Origin of the sequence: Buttiauxella massiliensis (genome assembly GCF_902500225.1) — a bacterium.
In the GTDB taxonomy this organism is placed as follows: Bacteria; Pseudomonadota; Gammaproteobacteria; order Enterobacterales; family Enterobacteriaceae; genus Buttiauxella; species Buttiauxella massiliensis.
Genome location: NZ_LR722666.1, coordinates 24506 through 42099, shown reverse-complemented (window position 1 = coordinate 42099; position 17594 = coordinate 24506). Strand labels below are relative to the sequence as shown.

The following is a 17594-nucleotide window of genomic DNA, read 5'->3' as shown; positions in this document are numbered from 1 at the left end:
TCTATGCGATGGTTACTTAATAATTTTTAACAAAAATACTCTATAAATAGGTATTCATGGCGCTATTACATTTATTTATGAATGGTTGATACTCGGTTAAGTGAGGCTTTTCTAATATGAATGCTATTAATAGTCTGAACTTATTTTAAATTCAGCACCTAAATACCATATAATTTAGCCATGAAGGATGCTCAGTTGAGCGTTTCAAGTGTTCAGGAGAGTCACAAATGATTTCACGTATACTGGTAGTCTCGTTAGTTGGGTTAACTCTGGCTGGTTGCGCTAACACCAGCTCACTTTCAGGCGACGTATATAGCGCTTCTGATGCTAAACAAGTACAAAGCGTCACTTATGGTACTTTGGTATCTGCACGCCCGGTTCAGATTCAGGCCGGTAATGATTCAAATGTGATGGGCGCAATTGGTGGCGCTGTGCTGGGTGGTTTCCTGGGTAACACTGTTGGTGGTGGCACAGGTCGTTCGCTGGCTACCGCTGCGGGCGCAGTGGCAGGTGGTGTAGCGGGTCAGAGTGTTCAGGGTGCGATGAACAAAACTCAGGGTGTGGAACTGGAAATCCGTAAGGACGATGGCAACACCATTCTGGTCGTTCAGAAACAAGGTGATACCAAATTTACTGTGGGCCAACGTGTAAGACTTGCCAGCAACGGCAGCCAGGTTACCGTTTCGCCAAATTAATTATGAAGGGTGACTTGTTTACAGGTCACCCCTCTTCGCTTCTTTGCTAGCCAAATAATCAAAACAGAAAACCTCACCGAATGATGAGGCTTGCAATAAACAGCTTATTCTTTCGTCTGCAAATCAACGATATTTTTTTCCAGCCGATTTATCAAATTAAGCAACAGCGTCTGTTCTTCAGCGTTGATACCTAACAAAATTTCCTCGCGCGTTTTCTTGATAACCGTCTCCATCTCATTGATGATAGGCTCAGCACGCTCAGTGAGCCTGATGCGTTTTGCCCTACGGTCATTCGCGCAGGTTTGACGAGAAATCAGCCCTTTCTCTTCGAGTTGATCAAGCGTTCTGACCAGTGATGGTTGCTCTATGCCGATCGCTTTGGCCAACTGAATCTGCGACTGCTCGGGCGGCAACTGATGAATATTATGCAGCGTAACCCAATGTGTCTGTGTCAATTCCAGAGGTTTCAGGCGATGGTCAATCAGAGCACGCCAAATGCGCACCAACCGTGCCAGATCTGATCCTAATGGCGATTCCAATTTCATCTCCTTATAATTAGCTTGCTAACTTATTATACTGATTTTAAACTATTGTGCAGGCTTTACTTGAAAAAACAAAATCCTTATTTTTGCTGATGTTATGCAACCAGCTATACTTTTAGTTTACATCTAAGTCTGGGGAAACGGCAGTCTTCCCGCTATTTTAAAGGATTATCTGACGTGAGCTTCGATTTTTTAACATCAGGGCTACCTCTTCAGGACCTGGTGTTTGGCGCTTCTATCTATTTCCCTCCTCTTTTTAAAGCGGTTATCGTTGGCTTTTTTATCTGGCTAATTTTGCATCATCTGCTGCGTGAATGGATGTATTCCGGCGAGATCTGGCATCCAACGTTGATGGATTTGTCATTATTCTCGCTGTCAGTTAGTGCAGCCCTTGTAATTCTGGTGGTGTGGTAAAGCATGAATATGAAAACAATAAAGTACTTTTCCACACTAGTGATTTTCGCAGCAGCCGTAATTGTTGGCTGGCTGTTATGGAATTATTACATGCAATCCCCCTGGACGCGAGACGGGAAAGTCCGGGCGGAGCAAGTCAGCATCACACCGCAAGTGTCCGGAACGATAACTCAGCTGAATATTGAAGATAATCAGTTCGTCAAAGCGGGAACGGTTCTATTTACCATTGATGCAACGCCTTATCACATCGCGCAGCTTAATGCCGAGGCGCAACTCGCTCAGTCTCAGTCCGAACTGTCAAAAGCCAGCAATGAAGCGAATCGCCGCAAAAACCTGCCGCGCAACTACATTTCCGCCGAGGATATGGACACGGCAAATATTAATGTCAAAGCCGCCCAAGCTGCCGTAAAAGCCGCTGAAGCTACCGTTGAACAGGCGAAATGGCAGATTTCTCAAACAACAGTTACCGCACCTGTTGATGGCTGGGTAACCAATCTTTCAACGCGTACCGGTAATTATGCTACATCTGGACAGCCCGTATTTGCGCTAGTCGACAGCCATTCTTTCTATGTCGTGGGGTATTTTGAAGAAACCAAACTGCGCCATATTCAACCCGGCGATCTAGCGGAAATTGTTCTCTATAGCGGGCATGTGCCGTTATCAGGGAAAGTGCAAAGCATTGGTCGCGCTATTTATGACCAAAGCGTTGAAAGCGACAGCGATCTGGTGGCAGATATCAAACCCAATGTGCCGTGGGTGCGCCTTGCTCAGCGCGTGCCGGTGCGCATTCAGCTAAACCAAATCCCACAAGGTATTACGCTGGTTTCCGGTACCACCTGCACCGTTTCAATTAAACACTGAATCTAGCGATGAAACTCTCGTCACTGGCATGGAAAAACACGCCCTGGGGGAAAGCAAACGCCGGGCAATGGCGCTATGCCCTGCGTAATGCCATTGCGATGTGCCTCGCATTAACCATCGCTTACTACCTGGATTTAGATGAACCTTATTGGGCGATGACCTCAGCTGCGGTCGTCAGTTTTCCCACTGTCGGTGGTGTGGTCAGTAAAAGTCTTGGACGAGTCGCCGGTAGCCTGATTGGTGCGATGGCCTCTTTGATTATTGCGGGAAACACACTCAACGACCCCTGGTTGTTTACCTTTGCGATGGCATCCTGGCTCGCACTCTGCACCTGGAGTTCAAGCCATTTCCAGAACAACGTAGCCTATGCTTTTATGCTGGCGGGCTACACCGCTGCGATCATTGCTTTCCCGATGGTCAATACCGTCGAAACAACCCAGCTTTGGGACATCACTCAGGCGCGAGTTTGTGAGGTAATAGTCGGGATTTTGTGCGGTGGATTTATGATGATGGTGCTGCCCAGTACCTCAGATGGCACCACCCTTCTTAGTGCGTTGCGAAATATGCATGCCCGGTTGTTAGAGCACGCATCCATGTTGTGGAAACCGGAAACCACAGATGCCATTCGAACTGCGCATGAAGGTGTTATTGGACAGATTCTAACCATGAATCTATTGAGAATTCAGGCATTCTGGAGCCATTACCGCTTCCGCCGCCAGAATAATTTGCTCAATTATTTAATCCATCAGCAATTACGTCTGACCAGCGTAATCTCAAGCCTTCGACGCATGCTAATGAACTGGCCAAATCCCCCGGAAAATCTGTGGCCGGTTCTTGAAGCATTGATTCATGAGTTGGCACGGGAAGGCACCCATAAATATACCGTTGCCCGGCTGTTGCAACAGATTGCCCCTGGGCCGGAAGCTGATTACCGTCATCAGGCATTCTGGCGGCGCTTGCGTTATTTCTGCTGGTTGTATCTGAACAGTAGCCGCTGGTTGCGTGAACTGGGAAATACCACCCCGGTTTCACAACTCACTCCGCCCAAAACGCCGCCGCTGGCACGTCATACCGATAATACCGAAGCATTGTGGAGCGCGTTACGTACCTTTTGCGTGATAACCGTAACCGGAGCATGGTGCATTAACACTCAATGGGACGCCGGGAGTGGCGCGTTGTCGTTGGCGGCGATCAGCTGCGTGCTCTATTCGTCGGTCGCCTCACCGCTTAACTCACTTACGCTACTGATGCGCACCCTGTTATGGCTGTCGTTATTCAGCTTCCTGGTCAAATTTGGCCTGATGGTACAGATCACCGATCTCTGGCAATTCCTGATTTTCTTGTTGCCGCTGCTGGCGACAATGCAACTGCTAAAGCTGCAACAACCTAAGTTAGCCGGGCTGTGGGGGCAATTAATTGTATTTATGGGGTCATTTATCGCCGTCACTAATCCACCGGTTTATGACTTAGCTGATTTCCTCAATGACAATCTGGCAAAAGTCATTGGTGTAGGTCTCTCATGGGTTGCGTTTTCTGTTCTTCGCCCGGGCTCCGATACACGTAAAGGGCGCCGTCATATTCGTGCCTTACGGCGCGGTTTTGTCGATCAGTTAAGCCGTAAGCCGCAGCACTCCGAGAACCAGTTCGAATCGCTGGTTTATCACCACATCAGCCAATTGAGTAACAGCAAAGATGAAGTGGCGCGCCGCTGGTTGCTGCGCTGGGGGGTGGTATTACTCAATTGTTCTCATGTTGTTTGGCAATTACGAGTATGGGAAACACGTTCCGACCCGCTCTCACAAGTGCGCGATGTGTGTATTCATACCTTGAGGGATGTCATGAGTGAGCGCGGAGTACAACAACGCTCGTTAGCAGCCACGTTACAGGAATTGCAGCGAATGTCCGAGACGCTCGCACATCATCACAATCCGGCAGCACGAGAGCTTGCGGGAATTATCTGGCGGCTCTACTGCTCACTTTCACAGCTGGAACAGGCGCCACCTGCCGGAACTCTGGCAGGTAGCCACTGATTTTATTGAATGACACCGCAAGCGTAACGTGCTCCACCACCACCAAGTGGTTTAGGTTGATCGGACATATTATCGCCGTCAACATGCACCATCAGCGCTTTGCCTTTTACTTCATCAAGTGTTTTCAGGCGAGGTGCGGTGACCGGTTCGGTAGCGCTTCCATCATTATCGACCACAAGTACAGGCAAATCACCCAGGTGCCCAACACCCATCGGCCCCATGTGTTTCCCAGTGTGATCAGGATCCAGGTGGCCACCAGCAGCCTCTGCAGCTGAAGGTTTTCCAGCTTTCATTGCAGGTTCACAGCTGCCATTGGTGTGAACATGAAAACCATGTTCGCCTGGAGGAAGGGTTCTAAGATCTGGTGCAAAGACCAGCCCTTTGTCGGTTTCGGTGATTTTCACGGTACCAAGAGAATGGCCAATCCCTTTAGGCGTGACGAGATTCATTTGAACTTCGGTGCTCGCAGCCTGAACAGCCGCACAGCTAAACAGCGTTAAAAAAGCCAGACTTATTCGCTTCATATTAACTCCCGGATTCACGTTCAACCTGTTAAGCATAGGCCAGACAGGTTGAATCCTCCGGGAGATAACTGTTTTTGCGGGTTATGGCACGTCGTAACCCAATGCAGCTTTACGGATACGGAACCACTGCTGGCGACTCATATCCAGGCTTAAGGAGTGAATTGCTGAACGCACGCGTTCGATTTTACCGGAACCGATGATTGGCAAGGGTTTAGACGGCAATCGCATCACCCACGCATATACCACCTGTTCGATAGTTTCCGCGCCGATTTCATTTGCGACGGCTTGCAGCTCATCACGCAGCGGCTGTAATGCTTCGTCGTTAAACAGGCTACCGCCAGCCAGGCATGACCATGCCATCGGATGTATACGCAACTGTTGGCATTGGTCCAGCGTACCGTCGAGAATAGTAGGCTGATGTACCGGCGAGATTTCTACCTGATTGGTCGCAAGCGTGAATGGCAAACGCGATTGCAACAAAGCAAACTGCGCAGGGGTAAAGTTCGACACACCAAAGTGACGCACTTTTCCACTCTGATGCAGCGAAGTGAAAGCTTCTGCAACTTCATCAGCATCCATCAAAGGATCCGGGCGGTGAATCAACAACAGATCGAGATAATCGGTTGCCAGGTTCTCGAGCGATTTTTCAGTCTGGCTGATGATGTGTGATTTATCGGTAATGTAGTGACCCAGTGCGTGTCCTGGGTTTGCCGTGGTGGCAATACCACACTTGGTGACAATTTCCATTTTGGACCGCAGATGCGGTGCCAGGCGCATCGCTTCGCCAAATGCAGCTTCACACTGGTAACCGCCATAAATATCGGCGTGATCGGCGGTAGTAATCCCTAAGTCGACATGCTCTTCAATAAAACTGGCTAGCTGCGGCGCGGACATGTTCCACTCCATCAAACGCCAATACCCCATGACCAGGCGTGAAAATTCTGGGCCCTGCGGGGAAATCGTAGTGCGCTGTACCATAAAGCCTGTCCTCAGTAGTAAACGAATTCTGCGACTGAGTATAACGGCATCAAGGAATTAAAAAAGTGAGGGTTGTTGGGGTTCTTCAGGGGGAAGCGCCTTGTTTGCTCGCAATTTACGCACTAATCGTTGGCGGCATAACCGAAGCACTTCTTGTTTTTGCCCATCGCTTAATTGCTGCCACTGAAATCGTTCATCACGGCTGCGCATACAGCCACGGCAAAAACCGCGTTCATCTGACTGGCAGATCCCACGACACGGGCTTTGAATCGGGAAAAATTCTAACTGTTCAGACACCCTCACACCTCTTTCGTCGCATTGCTTCAATTGAAGACCGACAAATAAAATGTTGCAAGCGGTGCGGTAAATATTCTTAGTGCTTGTCCCGCACAAAAAGATATGAATGGATTTTTGAAATTAAGGTTCACCTAATCTTTATTCATTAGTCTGTGCGCATTCTTTATGATCATTTATGGCTGTTATGGAATCCCTGAAAAAGTTACAGTGTAACGATTCTAAATTTAATATTTGCTGTGCACTCTTCTTCACATTAATCAATTTCTTGTTCATAAAACGCACCTGGGAAATCATTGCTCCAGTTTCCTTCCATAGCTGGCTCTTCGCAATTTCTGTACCGGTAGTGTTATTCAGCGCCTGGTTGACTATTTTCAGCATGATAAACCTGCCGTGGTTGCGTAAGCCTGTGCTGGTGATACTGATAATTGGCTGTGCTGCCAGTAACTATTTTATGTACACCTACGGTGCCGTCATCGACAAAAACATGATGACGAACGTTTTTGAAACCGACTCCCAGGAAGCCGTAGCACTGGTTACTCCGCAGTTGCTTATTTGGCTCAGCATTGCGGGCATAGTGCCTGCGCTCATCCTGGCTTCAATCAAAATCAAACCTTCACATTGGTGGTATACCCTCCTGACTCGGTTGGTAGGCGTGTTGGCTGGGTTATTGATTATTATTCTTGTCGCATCCGTATTTTATAAAGACTACGCCTCACTGTTCCGTAACAACAAAGGCGTGGTGAAAATGGTGACACCTGCCAACTACATTAGTGCCATAAGCCGCTACAGCTTGACCCGCTGGTTTGCCGGCGATCAAACGCTGGTAAAAATTGGTGAAGATGCGAAAAAAGGCACGTTGATTAGCCAACAGAAAAAGAAAACTGTAGTTGTCTTTGTTGTGGGGGAAGCCTCGCGCGCTGAAAACTATTCACTGAATGGATACACCCGTGATACCAATCCGGAACTGAAAAAACGCGACGTTATTTATTTCCCTAATGCATCATCTTGCGGTACCGAAACGGCTATATCCGTTCCATGCATGTTCTCTAATATGCCACGTAAAAATTACGATGCATCGTTGGCTCGTCACCAGGAAGGCTTGCTTGACGTCATGGCACATGCAGGTATCAATCTGCTATGGCGTGATAATGATGGCGGCTGTAAAGGGGCTTGTTCCCGTATCCCGCATACCGATATGACACAGTGGAATTTAGACGCGTTGTGCAAAGACAAATCCTGTTGGGATGACGCGATTTTACATCGCTTCGGCAACGTGCTGGATGGTTTACAGCAAGACTCCGTCATTGTATTGCATCTGATGGGTAGCCATGGTCCGGCCTACTACCGCCGCTACCCGGATAAATTCCGCAAGTTCACACCAACGTGCGACAGTAACCAGATTCAGGATTGCGATCGCCAGTCGCTCATCAATACCTATGACAACACCATTTTGTACACCGATGATATTGTTAGCCGCACCATCGATGAATTGAACGCACATGGCGACAAATTCAATACCGCACTGGTCTATCTTTCTGACCACGGTGAATCGCTGGGTGAAAACGGTATTTATTTGCATGGCACACCCTATATGCTGGCCCCTTCACAGCAAACGCACATTCCGTTCCTGTTCTGGCTATCGAAAGATTACCAACAAAACTTTGCCGTCAATGCTGATTGTCTGGCCAAGAAAGCGGCTGCCGAGCAAGTTTCTCAGGATAATATTTTCTCAACGCTGCTGGGAATGATGGATATTAAAACCTCAGAATATCAACCTGATATGGATATTCTTGCCACATGCCGTAAAACCTGACCCTTCAGGCGGCAGGAAAATTCTGCCGCCTGAACCTTGCCTTAGACCGACTGGTCTATTACAGTATTCCCCATGAACAGACATCCTGAACATGACACTCGTGAACACCTCCTTGCTACCGGCGAGCAGCTTTGTCTGCAGCGCGGGTTTACTGGCATGGGATTGAGCGAGCTGTTAAGCACAGCTGAAGTACCGAAAGGCTCGTTTTATCATTATTTTCGGTCAAAAGAAGCATTTGGCGTGGCGATGCTTGAGCGTTACTACACTGCTTACAACCTGCGTTTACAGCAGCACTTTTCCCACGATAGCGGTAATTATCGAGAAAAATTGCTGGCCTGGTACCAGGAAACGGTGACATGGTTTTGCCAGCACGGCAGCTTGATCAGTTGTTTAACGGTAAAGCTTTCGGCTGAAGTGTGTGATCTTTCAGAAGATATGCGCGCGGCCCTGAACAAAGGTGCCGCACAAATTGTCTCCCAGATTGCAGATGCACTGGAAAAAGGTGATGCCGAATCAAGCCTGAAATTAACCGGCTCAGCGTTAAGCCAGGCCCAGGTAATTTATGCTTTGTGGCTAGGAGCAAGTCTTCAGGCGAAGATTTCACGTAGCGCGGTACCGCTAGAATGCGCCCTCGCCCACGTAACTCAATTATTAGCGGAGCCTGTCTCCTGACAGGCTTTTTATTTAATCAAATAGTAGACGACCGGTCTATTAGAGGCGTTTTATATGTCAGCAGATAAATTATTTACTCCACTGAAAGTCGGCGCGATTACCACGCCTAACCGTATCTTTATGGCACCATTAACCCGCCTGCGTAGCATTGTGCCTGGCGATATTCCAACGCCATTGATGGGTGAGTACTACCGTCAGCGTGCAAGTTCTGGGTTAATTATCAGCGAAGCAACGCAAATTTCAGCGCAAGCTAAAGGCTATGAAGGTGCTCCTGGTCTGCATAGCGATGAGCAAATTGCAGCATGGCAGAAAATTACCGCAGGCGTTCACGCCGCGGACGGTCGTATTGCAGTACAGCTGTGGCATACCGGCCGTATCTCCCACACCAGTATTCAGCCAGGCCAGCAAGCACCGGTTGCGCCATCTGCAATTTCTGCCGGAACGCGCACCTCATTACGTGATGAAAATGGTCATGCCATTCGTGTCGATACCTCAATGCCACGTGCTCTTGAGCTTAATGAAATCCCAGGTATTGTGAATGACTTCCGCCAGGCTGTCGGTAATGCACGTGATGCTGGCTTTGATATGGTCGAATTACACTCTGCACACGGTTACTTACTGCATCAATTCCTGTCACCAACATCCAACCATCGTACTGATGAATACGGTGGTAGCCGCGAAAACCGCGCACGTCTGGTATTAGAAGTGGTTGATGCTGCAAGCAAAGAGTGGAGTGCCGATCGCATTGGTATTCGCGTCTCGCCAATCGGTTCTTTCCAGAATGTTGATAACGGCCCGGACGAAGAAGCCGATGCACTGTATCTGATTGAAGAATTGAACAAACGTGGCATTGCCTATCTGCACATGTCTGAACCAGACTGGGCTGGCGGTCAACCTTATACCGAAGAGTTCCGTCAGAAAGTACGTGAACGCTTTAACGGTGTGATCATCGGTGCTGGTGCTTACACGCCAGAAAAAGCCGAAACATTAATCGAGAAAGGCCTAATCGACGCAGTAGCCTTTGGCCGTGACTATATTGCTAACCCGGATCTGGTTGAACGCCTGCATCACAATGCAGAACTCAACGCCCAGCGCCCTGAAACTTTCTATGGTGGTGGTGCAGAAGGTTATACCGACTACCCGACTTTATAGACCCCTCTCATTGATAGCGGCGCTAGTTCGCCGCTATACTTACCTCGCATTTAGAAATTAACCCTTTAATTCTAAGAGGATTTTGTAAATATGCGCTTACTTCACACCATGCTGCGTGTCGGCGATCTGCAACGCTCCATCGAATTTTACACTAAAGTGCTAGGCATGACTCTGCTGCGTACCAGTGAAAACCCTGATAACAAATACTCTCTGGCGTTCGTTGGTTATGGCCCGGAAACCGAAGAAGCGGTTATCGAACTGACCTATAACTGGGGCACCGATAGCTACGATTTAGGCAATGCTTATGGTCACATCGCTCTGAGCGTAGATGATGCGGCTGAAGCCTGTGAACGTATTCGTAAAAACGGTGGCAATGTCACCCGTGAAGCTGGCCCGGTAAAAGGCGGCTCCACCGTTATCGCTTTTGTTGAAGATCCTGACGGCTACAAAATTGAGCTGATCGAAAGCAAAGACGCAGGTAAAGGCTTGGGTAATTAATATCCTGTTACGGGTGCTCTCTGCGCCCGTTAGCTTCCCTTGTTAAAATTTGCCATAATGCGCGCTGCTTTTTCCCCGTATTAAGAGATCCTGATGTCTGACAACACGCAACTGCATAGCCTGTGCGACCGTTTTCGTGGTTTTTATCCGGTAGTCATTGACGTTGAAACCGCCGGGTTTAACGCTAAAACCGATGCTTTACTTGAAGTCGCAGCCATCACTTTAAAGATGGATCAAGACGGCTGGTTATCGATTGACGAAACCCTGCATTTCCATGTTGAACCTTTTGAAGGCGCAATTCTTCAACCTGAAGCGCTGGCCTTTAATGGTATCGACCCGCATAACCCGTTGCGTGGTGCAGTGAGTGAATATGACGCGCTACACGCAATTTTTAAAATGGTGCGCAAAGGAATTAAAGACAGCGGTTGTAACCGCGCGATCATGGTCGCCCATAATGCGACATTCGATCACAGCTTTATGATGGCAGCGGCAGAACGTGCTTCTTTAAAACGTAACCCGTTCCATCCATTTGTGACCTTTGACACTGCCGCACTGAGCGGGTTGGCTCTCGGCCAGACGGTACTCGCTAAAGCGTGTATCGCCGCAGGTATGCCATTTGACAGCAGCCAGGCGCACTCGGCTCTATATGATACTGAGCAAACCGCCGAGCTTTTTTGCGAAATCGTTAACCGTTGGAAACGTTTAGGCGGCTGGCCTTTACCGCTGCCAGCGGACCCCGAATCCTGAGCATAAAAAAAGCGACTTTGATAAGTCGCTTTTTTATTTCTGGCAATTACTTAGTCCAGTTGCAAATTACTCTGCGTCTGGCTCTTCGGATTTGTGTTTGGCAGCAGATTCTTTAATCAGTGCCTGCAATTCGCCACGCTGATACATCTCAATGATGATGTCGCAGCCGCCAACCAGTTCACCATCAACCCACAGCTGCGGGAAAGTAGGCCAGTTAGCGTATTTTGGCAGCTCAGCACGGATGTCTGGGTTCTGTAAAATATCAACGTACGCGAAACGCTCACCACAAGCGGATAGCGCCTGCACAGCCTGGGCGGAGAAGCCACAGCTAGGCAGTTTCGGAGAACCTTTCATATAAAGAAGAATTGGGTTCTCTGTAATCTGTTGTTGGATTTTTTCAATAGTGCTCATTGCTTGCTTCCTCAAACCAAGTACTGGCATTAGTCTGCCATTGTAGCGATTGACGCCCTCTTCAGAAAACACCATTTTTTATAGGGCTTTCCTGTCATACGCGATGGAGGGACAACATGTATCAAGAATAACACTTTTCCCGCCACTGAAAATCAGCAAATGACCCTAAGCCTGATCAATAAATAGCCTTGCAACCATTAGTTTGGTTAATTTTTTTGCGTCCGGTAACGAAACAGCAAGACGAATAGTAAAAGGTTATTAACTTTATCGTGCTTAATAGATTAGAATCGGCGGGTTTCGCAAAATCATACACGGGCATGATGGTTTTTCTCATGCATTCATTTTCACCAGGGGATTGTCGAGTGGCGCGGATAACAAAAATTTCTATCACGCTCTGTGCTCTGCTATTTACCTTGCCGTATACACCATTGACGCAGGCGTCTGAGCACGCTCGTCCCGTGGCTGCGCAAAAAGCGCACGTTGTTAAAAGCACAACGAAGAGCACAGAAAAAAGCAGTAAGAGTAAAACCACTACCACCAGCAAAAAAAGCACCACCTCAGTCAAAACAGCCAGCAAGAAAAAAGAAGCAACTGCCGCAAAAAGTAAAACCGCCAAAAATGCCAGCAGCGCTAAAACAAAGAAACTTGCAAAAAACTCCCGCACTAAAACCTCTAAACTCGCAAAAGCTCAGCCTGTTACTTTCACCGAAAAATGCAGCAAGCCGCGTAAAGGCCATAAAGCGCATTGTGTAAAAGTTAAATCAGAGCAGCCAACGACGATTGCTGCGGCGCATAAAGTCCGTGTGCAAAAAGCACAAAAAACGGCAATGAATAAATTGATGGGCCAGATTGGCAAACCGTATCGTTGGGGTGGCACCTCGCCGGTTACCGGTTTCGATTGCAGCGGTCTGGTTTACTACGCATACAAAGATTTAGTGAAGTTCCGTATTCCTCGTACCGCTAACGAGATGTATCACCTGCGTGATGCCTCATCTGTAGATCGTGGGGAGCTTGAAACTGGTGATTTGGTCTTCTTCCGCACCCAAGGTCGGGGCACCGCTGACCATGTTGGCGTGTACGTGGGCAACGGTAAATTTATTCAGTCACCGCGTACCGGACAAGATATCCAGATAACCTCACTAAGCGAAGACTACTGGCAGCGCCACTATGTCGGTGCCAAACGCGTTATGACCCCTAAAACAATTCGTTAAACTCTATTTATCGAAAACCTGCGCCTGCCCTTCCCTGGGCAGGTGAGTTCCCTCTTTTGCTTATCCTTTCAATTTGTTACCCTAAACCCGCACTAAGAGTGATGTTTAACAATAGATACCCAAATTAATTCGAGTTGCATCGCAGCCAACAAAGATGCTGCTCGAAGTATGAAGGGTAATAAGGAGTCAGCAATGTCGTTCGAACTACCTGCACTACCATATGCAAAAGATGCTTTAGCACCGCATATTTCCGCCGAAACTCTGGAATACCATTACGGTAAACACCATCAAACCTATGTCACTAACCTGAACAATCTGGTTAAGGGCACCGCGTTTGAAGGTAAAACTCTCGAAGAGATCGTTCGTACTTCCGAAGGTGGCGTGTTTAACAACGCAGCTCAGGTTTGGAACCACACCTTCTATTGGAATTGCCTGGCACCAAATGCAGGCGGTGAACCAACTGGAGAGCTTCTGGAAGCCATTAATAAGTCGTTTGGGAGCTTTGCTGAGTTTAAACAGCAGTTCACTGATGCAGCTATTAAAAACTTTGGCGCTGGCTGGACCTGGCTTGTCAAACAAGAAGATGGCGCTCTGGCGATTGTCTCTACCTCAAACGCGGGTACCCCACTAACAACAGCGGCAACACCGTTATTGACTGTGGATGTGTGGGAACATGCGTACTACATCGACTACCGCAATGCTCGTGCTGGCTATCTTGAGCATTTCTGGGCGTTGGTGAACTGGGAGTTTGTTGCTAAGAATCTGGCAGCATAAAACCTAAAATATATGGGCCGCGATTGCGGCCCATTTTAATCAGAGCGATGTATCAGTGCAGTACGGCGGTTAACGCGCCACACACAATCAGTGCCAAAACAACAACCGTGGTCATGATTGAAAATTTCAGATCGGTACTCATTAGCAAACTCCTTTTATTACCCTACAATCGGTGTGTCGGCTTGATTTTCCCACAATCAGACATAAAAATCCCCCTGGTTTTAACCTGATATCGCTTTTCCCTCTTTCACTTTTCTCCAGGATAGGCCAAAATCCCACGCTAATTTATTGCGTACCATCTATTCAACACCCTCCTCCCGTTTTATGTCGCAATCCCGGCATACCTGCAACCTTAACGTTGCCTCAGGAGTTAGCGTACGCAAACGTTTAACACATTGGTTATCAGGGGTTTACGATATGGCCCGGAGTGAAATTTAATGGCGACAATCAAGGACGTAGCGAAGCTCGCAAACGTTTCCACCACAACCGTATCACATGTGATTAACAAGACCCGTTTTGTGGCGGAAGAAACACGTAACGCGGTCTGGGCGGCAATCAAACAATTGCACTATTCGCCGAGCGCCGTCGCGCGTAGCTTGAAAGTTAATCACACCAAAACGATTGGTTTGCTAGCCACTTCTAGCGAAGCACCCTATTTTGCCGAGATAATCGAAGCTGTCGAAAATAGCTGCTTTGAAAAAGGCTACACCCTGATTTTGGGTAATGCGCACAATAATTTCGAAAAACAGCGCGCCTATTTATCCATGATGGCGCAAAAGCGCGTCGATGGGCTGCTGGTGATGTGCTCTGAATATCCGGAATCATTACTGACTATGCTTGAAGAGTATCGTCACATCCCAATGGTTGTGATGGACTGGGGCGAAGCCCGCGCAGATTTCACCGACTCCGTTGTCGATAATGCCTTCCACGGTGGCTATCTGGCTGGACGTTATTTGATTGAACGTGGTCACCGCGAAATTGGTGCAATCCCTGGCCAAATGGAGCGTAATACCGGTGGCGGCCGCCATGCTGGTTTTATGAAGGCGCTGGAAGAAGCTGGGATCGCTATTCCTGAGAACTGGATTGTGCAAGGTGACTTTGAACCTGAGTCAGGCTACCGCGCCATGCAGCAGATTATCGGTCAGTCTCAGCGCCCTACCGCAGTATTCTGCGGCGGCGACATTATGGCGATGGGCGCAATTTGTGCTGCTGATGAAATGGGTTTACGCGTACCGCAGGATATTTCCATTATCGGCTATGACAACGTGCGTAACGCTCGTTATTTCACACCGGCATTGACCACCATTCACCAGCCGAAGGACTCGCTGGGTGAAACAGCTTTCAATATGCTGCTGGATAGAATCGTCAATAAACGCGAAGAGTCGCAATCAATTGAAGTACATCCGCGCCTGATTGAACGCCGTTCAGTGGCAGATGGCCCATTCCGCGATTACCGCCGCTAAAAACAGTCAAAGGAGCCTGCCTAAGCAGGCTCCTGCAACCACTCCTGATTCATCGTCTCGCTATCCCCTAAATACTCCAGCAGCCAGGCTAGAGCTGGCGAAGCATCATTTTGCCGCCATGTCAGGCAACATGCCGCGTCCGGGAACGGGTTATTGAGCGTCAGCTCACTCCACTGCCCTGAAGCCAACCACGGCTTTGCTATATGCAATGGCACCATACCAATACATAAACCCGCGCTAAGACAATCAGAGCCAGATTCCCAGTCTGGAACCACAACTCGACGCTGGTTATCCAAAAGCCAGGTAATACGCTTCGGTAGCGAACGGGAGGTATCTTCCAGTACTAACGACGGCCAGGCTCGCAGATCATCATCACTTAAGGTTCCGCCCTGCTGTGCCAGTGGGTGATTTGATGACACCACACAGCGCCAACTCAACGTCCCCATATCGCGGAACGCATAACGCCCCCCGACAGGAATAGCTTGTGTCGCACCAATCGCGACTTCAACTCGCCCATCAGCCAGCGCATCCCACACGCCGTTAAACACTTCCTGGAATATACGCAGTTCGATATCCGGAAAATGACGATAAAAATCCAACACCAACTGACGCGTTCGTTCAGGTTTAACGATGTTATCAACTGCGATAGCCAGGTGCCCGCGCCATCCATTTGCGATCTGTTGACACTGCTGCCGTGTCGTCATCATTTTTTTGATAACAGAGCGGCCTTCTTTCAGGAAAAAGACACCAGCGGGGGTTAATTCAACATCCCGATGGCGACGTTCGAATAACGGAACCGCTAACCAATCTTCAAGTTGCCGTACCGTATAGCTGATAGCTGACGGAACGCGGTGCAGCTCTTGTGCTGCACCACTGAAGCTGCCATTGCGCGCTACCGCATCTATCACTTCCAGCGAATATTCTGACCACATTTCTCTGCTCACAAAATTTTTGAACGCAACCTACAAATATTAGCGTTTCACAAGCCTATTTGCACTCCGTACACTCTCGCGGCGATCAACCTGCAAGATAAAACAAGAGAAAATTATGCAACCATCAAAAGGATTTCTTATCTGGCTGGCTGGATTAAGTGTTCTGGGCTTCCTTGCCACAGACATGTATCTGCCTGCTTTCGCTGCCATTCAGCAAGATTTACAGACCGATGCCTCCGCCGTCAGTGCGAGCCTGAGCCTGTTCCTTGCGGGCTTTGCGTTTGCCCAGTTAATGTGGGGGCCGCTGTCAGACCATTTCGGACGTAAACCAGTTTTGCTGGCCGGTCTGAGTCTGTTCGCCGTCGGTTGTATTGGAATGTTGTGGGTAGAAAGTGCCACCGCTCTGCTGGTGTTGCGCTTCGTTCAGGCCGTTGGTGTTTGTTCTGCCGCGGTAAGCTGGCAGGCACTGGTGACCGATTACTACCCGGCAAACCGCGCAAATCGTATTTTTGCAACGATTATGCCGCTGGTTGGTCTGTCTCCTGCACTGGCTCCACTTTTGGGTAGCTGGATTTTGACCCACTTTGACTGGCAGGCGATTTTCGCCACACTGTTTGCCATCACGCTGGTGCTGATGATCCCAACTCTGCGTCTGAAACCACGTACCCAGCATCACCCGCAAACAGAAGACAATAAAGTCAGCTTTATGTCGTTGCTGCGCTCTCGTGTTTATAGCGGCAACGTGTTGATTTACGCAGCTTGCTCTGCCAGCTTCTTTGCCTGGCTGACCGGTTCTCCGTTTATTCTGAACGATATGGGTTACAGCCCGGCGGCAATTGGCCTGAGCTATGTGCCGCAAACTATCGCCTTCCTGATTGGTGGTTATGGCTGCCGTAGCGCACTGCAAAAATGGCAAGGCAAGCAAATGCTGCCGTGGTTGCTGGCGTTATATACGTTGAGTGTTTTCGGCACCTGGGCGGTATCAATCAGTGGACATGCGAACCTGACCATGCTGCTCATCCCATTCTGTATCATGGCGATTGCCAACGGGGCGATTTACCCAATCGTTGTTGCTTCTGCACTATTGCCTTTCCCGCAAGCCACGGGTAAAGCCGCTGCGCTGCAAAACACGCTGCAATTGGGCCTGTGCTTCCTGGCAAGTTTAATGGTGTCGTGGTTGGTCGCTACACCACTGCTGACAACCACCAGTGTCATGCTGGTAACAATAGCTCTGGCCATGCTGGGTTATCTGCTTCAGCGCCGTAAAAATGCCGAAGTCTGGCAACCGGCTGAATCGGATGCACATTAAGATTAAAATTGCTCAGTCTCAACATGATTAGCTTGCTAAGAATATGTGATTGAATCACCGCTTAAGCGAGCCTATACTCATAAACGGCTCAACAAATAACACCATAATAATCACATTAAAACGGGAGCCTCTTGGCTCCCGTTTTTGTTTTACAGCTGTTTTTTGGGGCGCCAAGCCCCCTTTCTCTGTTCTACGTCGGATATCAGGCACACGGAATTTTCCGTAACATTTCTCACATGCCCAAAATAGCGTCTACGCTGTTTTAAGGTTC

General features: G+C 48.7%; 20 protein-coding genes. 13 read left to right on the top strand and 7 right to left on the bottom strand.

Annotated features, from left to right (window positions below; translation table 11 throughout):
• The first annotated feature begins 227 nt into the window (after positions 1 to 227).
• Positions 228 to 695 (top strand): outer membrane lipoprotein SlyB, encoded by a 468-nt coding sequence (slyB, locus tag GC128_RS20635; RefSeq protein ID WP_064511755.1) that lies wholly within the window; start codon positions 228 to 230, stop codon positions 693 to 695.
• 104 nt (positions 696 to 799) lie between these two features.
• On the opposite strand, the gene slyA is transcribed toward slyB, so the two are convergent.
• Positions 800 to 1240, bottom strand: a complete 441-nt coding sequence (slyA, locus tag GC128_RS20630) for a transcriptional regulator SlyA (protein WP_193216293.1) — start codon at positions 1238 to 1240, stop codon at positions 800 to 802.
• Positions 1241 to 1414: 174 nt separating this feature from the next.
• Between slyA and GC128_RS20625 the strand changes: the two genes are divergently transcribed.
• The 3 genes from GC128_RS20625 to GC128_RS20615 are packed head-to-tail and all read left to right on the top strand — an operon-like array spanning position 1415 to position 4542.
• A complete protein-coding gene (locus GC128_RS20625) occupies positions 1415 to 1651 on the top strand; it encodes a DUF1656 domain-containing protein (RefSeq protein ID WP_151995862.1) in 237 nt (78 codons plus the stop codon).
• Positions 1652 to 1654: 3 nt separating this feature from the next.
• Positions 1655 to 2512, top strand: coding sequence for an efflux RND transporter periplasmic adaptor subunit (locus GC128_RS20620; RefSeq protein WP_151995861.1), 858 nt, complete (start codon positions 1655 to 1657; stop codon positions 2510 to 2512).
• Positions 2513 to 2520: 8 nt separating this feature from the next.
• A complete protein-coding gene (locus tag GC128_RS20615) occupies positions 2521 to 4542 on the top strand; it encodes an FUSC family protein (protein ID WP_151995860.1) in 2022 nt (673 codons plus the stop codon).
• A 2-nt stretch (positions 4543 to 4544) separates the two neighbouring features.
• Here GC128_RS20615 and sodC read toward each other — a convergent pair whose 3' ends face one another.
• The 3 genes from sodC to GC128_RS20600 all read right to left on the bottom strand — a co-directional run bounded on the left by sodC (position 4545) and on the right by GC128_RS20600 (position 6341).
• A complete protein-coding gene (gene sodC, locus GC128_RS20610; protein ID WP_064511759.1) occupies positions 4545 to 5066 on the bottom strand; it encodes a superoxide dismutase [Cu-Zn] SodC in 522 nt (173 codons plus the stop codon).
• Between the two features lie 81 nt (positions 5067 to 5147).
• On the bottom strand, positions 5148 to 6044 hold the full coding sequence (locus tag GC128_RS20605) for an aldo/keto reductase (RefSeq protein ID WP_151995859.1): 897 nt from the start codon (positions 6042 to 6044) through the stop codon (positions 5148 to 5150).
• Positions 6045 to 6101: 57 nt separating this feature from the next.
• Positions 6102 to 6341, bottom strand: coding sequence for a DUF1289 domain-containing protein (locus GC128_RS20600; RefSeq protein WP_151995858.1), 240 nt, complete (start codon positions 6339 to 6341; stop codon positions 6102 to 6104).
• Positions 6342 to 6525: 184 nt separating this feature from the next.
• Between GC128_RS20600 and eptA the strand changes: the two genes are divergently transcribed.
• The 5 genes from eptA (at position 6526) to rnt (ending at position 11223) form a co-directional block, all read left to right on the top strand.
• Complete coding sequence (gene eptA, locus GC128_RS20595) at positions 6526 to 8154, top strand: phosphoethanolamine transferase EptA (RefSeq protein WP_151995914.1); 1629 nt, start codon at positions 6526 to 6528, stop codon at positions 8152 to 8154.
• Between the two features lie 72 nt (positions 8155 to 8226).
• Positions 8227 to 8826: a TetR/AcrR family transcriptional regulator gene (locus GC128_RS20590; protein ID WP_151995857.1), complete on the top strand. Its 600-nt coding sequence runs from the start codon at positions 8227 to 8229 to the stop codon at positions 8824 to 8826.
• A 54-nt stretch (positions 8827 to 8880) separates the two neighbouring features.
• Complete coding sequence (nemA, locus tag GC128_RS20585; RefSeq protein WP_151995856.1) at positions 8881 to 9978, top strand: alkene reductase; 1098 nt, start codon at positions 8881 to 8883, stop codon at positions 9976 to 9978.
• Positions 9979 to 10068: 90 nt separating this feature from the next.
• On the top strand, positions 10069 to 10476 hold the full coding sequence (gloA, locus tag GC128_RS20580; RefSeq protein WP_151995855.1) for a lactoylglutathione lyase: 408 nt from the start codon (positions 10069 to 10071) through the stop codon (positions 10474 to 10476).
• 93 nt (positions 10477 to 10569) lie between these two features.
• Entirely contained in the window at positions 10570 to 11223 is a 654-nt protein-coding gene (gene rnt, locus GC128_RS20575) for a ribonuclease T (protein ID WP_151995854.1), read from the top strand.
• Between the two features lie 66 nt (positions 11224 to 11289).
• On the opposite strand, the gene GC128_RS20570 is transcribed toward rnt, so the two are convergent.
• Positions 11290 to 11634, bottom strand: coding sequence for a Grx4 family monothiol glutaredoxin (locus GC128_RS20570; RefSeq protein WP_064511765.1), 345 nt, complete (start codon positions 11632 to 11634; stop codon positions 11290 to 11292).
• Positions 11635 to 11996: 362 nt separating this feature from the next.
• On the opposite strand from GC128_RS20570, the gene GC128_RS20565 reads away from it, so the two are divergent.
• Together GC128_RS20565 and sodB are read left to right on the top strand one after the other, a co-directional pair.
• Complete coding sequence (locus GC128_RS20565; RefSeq protein ID WP_151995853.1) at positions 11997 to 12845, top strand: C40 family peptidase; 849 nt, start codon at positions 11997 to 11999, stop codon at positions 12843 to 12845.
• Positions 12846 to 13037: 192 nt separating this feature from the next.
• Entirely contained in the window at positions 13038 to 13619 is a 582-nt protein-coding gene (gene sodB, locus GC128_RS20560) for a superoxide dismutase [Fe] (protein WP_034455367.1), read from the top strand.
• 52 nt (positions 13620 to 13671) lie between these two features.
• Here sodB and cydH read toward each other — a convergent pair whose 3' ends face one another.
• Positions 13672 to 13761: a cytochrome bd-I oxidase subunit CydH gene (gene cydH, locus GC128_RS20555; RefSeq protein WP_034455366.1), complete on the bottom strand. Its 90-nt coding sequence runs from the start codon at positions 13759 to 13761 to the stop codon at positions 13672 to 13674.
• Positions 13762 to 14056: 295 nt separating this feature from the next.
• Between cydH and purR the strand changes: the two genes are divergently transcribed.
• Positions 14057 to 15082, top strand: a complete 1026-nt coding sequence (purR, locus tag GC128_RS20550) for an HTH-type transcriptional repressor PurR (RefSeq protein ID WP_064511768.1) — start codon at positions 14057 to 14059, stop codon at positions 15080 to 15082.
• 20 nt (positions 15083 to 15102) lie between these two features.
• On the opposite strand, the gene punR is transcribed toward purR, so the two are convergent.
• Positions 15103 to 16014, bottom strand: coding sequence for a DNA-binding transcriptional activator PunR (gene punR, locus GC128_RS20545; protein WP_151995852.1), 912 nt, complete (start codon positions 16012 to 16014; stop codon positions 15103 to 15105).
• Between the two features lie 115 nt (positions 16015 to 16129).
• Between punR and punC the strand changes: the two genes are divergently transcribed.
• Positions 16130 to 17323 carry a purine nucleoside transporter PunC gene (gene punC / locus GC128_RS20540; protein WP_151995851.1) on the top strand — a complete coding sequence of 398 codons (1194 nt, stop codon included), beginning with the start codon at positions 16130 to 16132 and terminating at the stop codon, positions 17321 to 17323.
• Positions 17324 to 17594 lie beyond the last annotated feature (271 nt).

Coding starts and splice junctions, on each gene's coding strand:
- GC128_RS20615 (WP_151995860.1), top strand. CDS start 2,521: ATGAAACTCTCGTCACTGGCATGGAAAAACACGCCCTGGGGGAAAGCA.
- GC128_RS20570 (WP_064511765.1), bottom strand. CDS start 11,634: ATGAGCACTATTGAAAAAATCCAACAACAGATTACAGAGAACCCAATT.
- nemA (WP_151995856.1), top strand. CDS start 8,881: ATGTCAGCAGATAAATTATTTACTCCACTGAAAGTCGGCGCGATTACC.
- cydH (WP_034455366.1), bottom strand. CDS start 13,761: ATGAGTACCGATCTGAAATTTTCAATCATGACCACGGTTGTTGTTTTG.
- GC128_RS20590 (WP_151995857.1), top strand. CDS start 8,227: ATGAACAGACATCCTGAACATGACACTCGTGAACACCTCCTTGCTACC.
- sodC (WP_064511759.1), bottom strand. CDS start 5,066: ATGAAGCGAATAAGTCTGGCTTTTTTAACGCTGTTTAGCTGTGCGGCT.
- punR (WP_151995852.1), bottom strand. CDS start 16,014: ATGTGGTCAGAATATTCGCTGGAAGTGATAGATGCGGTAGCGCGCAAT.
- gloA (WP_151995855.1), top strand. CDS start 10,069: ATGCGCTTACTTCACACCATGCTGCGTGTCGGCGATCTGCAACGCTCC.
- slyB (WP_064511755.1), top strand. CDS start 228: ATGATTTCACGTATACTGGTAGTCTCGTTAGTTGGGTTAACTCTGGCT.
- sodB (WP_034455367.1), top strand. CDS start 13,038: ATGTCGTTCGAACTACCTGCACTACCATATGCAAAAGATGCTTTAGCA.
- eptA (WP_151995914.1), top strand. CDS start 6,526: ATGGAATCCCTGAAAAAGTTACAGTGTAACGATTCTAAATTTAATATT.
- punC (WP_151995851.1), top strand. CDS start 16,130: ATGCAACCATCAAAAGGATTTCTTATCTGGCTGGCTGGATTAAGTGTT.
- slyA (WP_193216293.1), bottom strand. CDS start 1,240: ATGAAATTGGAATCGCCATTAGGATCAGATCTGGCACGGTTGGTGCGC.
- GC128_RS20605 (WP_151995859.1), bottom strand. CDS start 6,044: ATGGTACAGCGCACTACGATTTCCCCGCAGGGCCCAGAATTTTCACGC.
- purR (WP_064511768.1), top strand. CDS start 14,057: ATGGCGACAATCAAGGACGTAGCGAAGCTCGCAAACGTTTCCACCACA.
- GC128_RS20620 (WP_151995861.1), top strand. CDS start 1,655: ATGAATATGAAAACAATAAAGTACTTTTCCACACTAGTGATTTTCGCA.
- rnt (WP_151995854.1), top strand. CDS start 10,570: ATGTCTGACAACACGCAACTGCATAGCCTGTGCGACCGTTTTCGTGGT.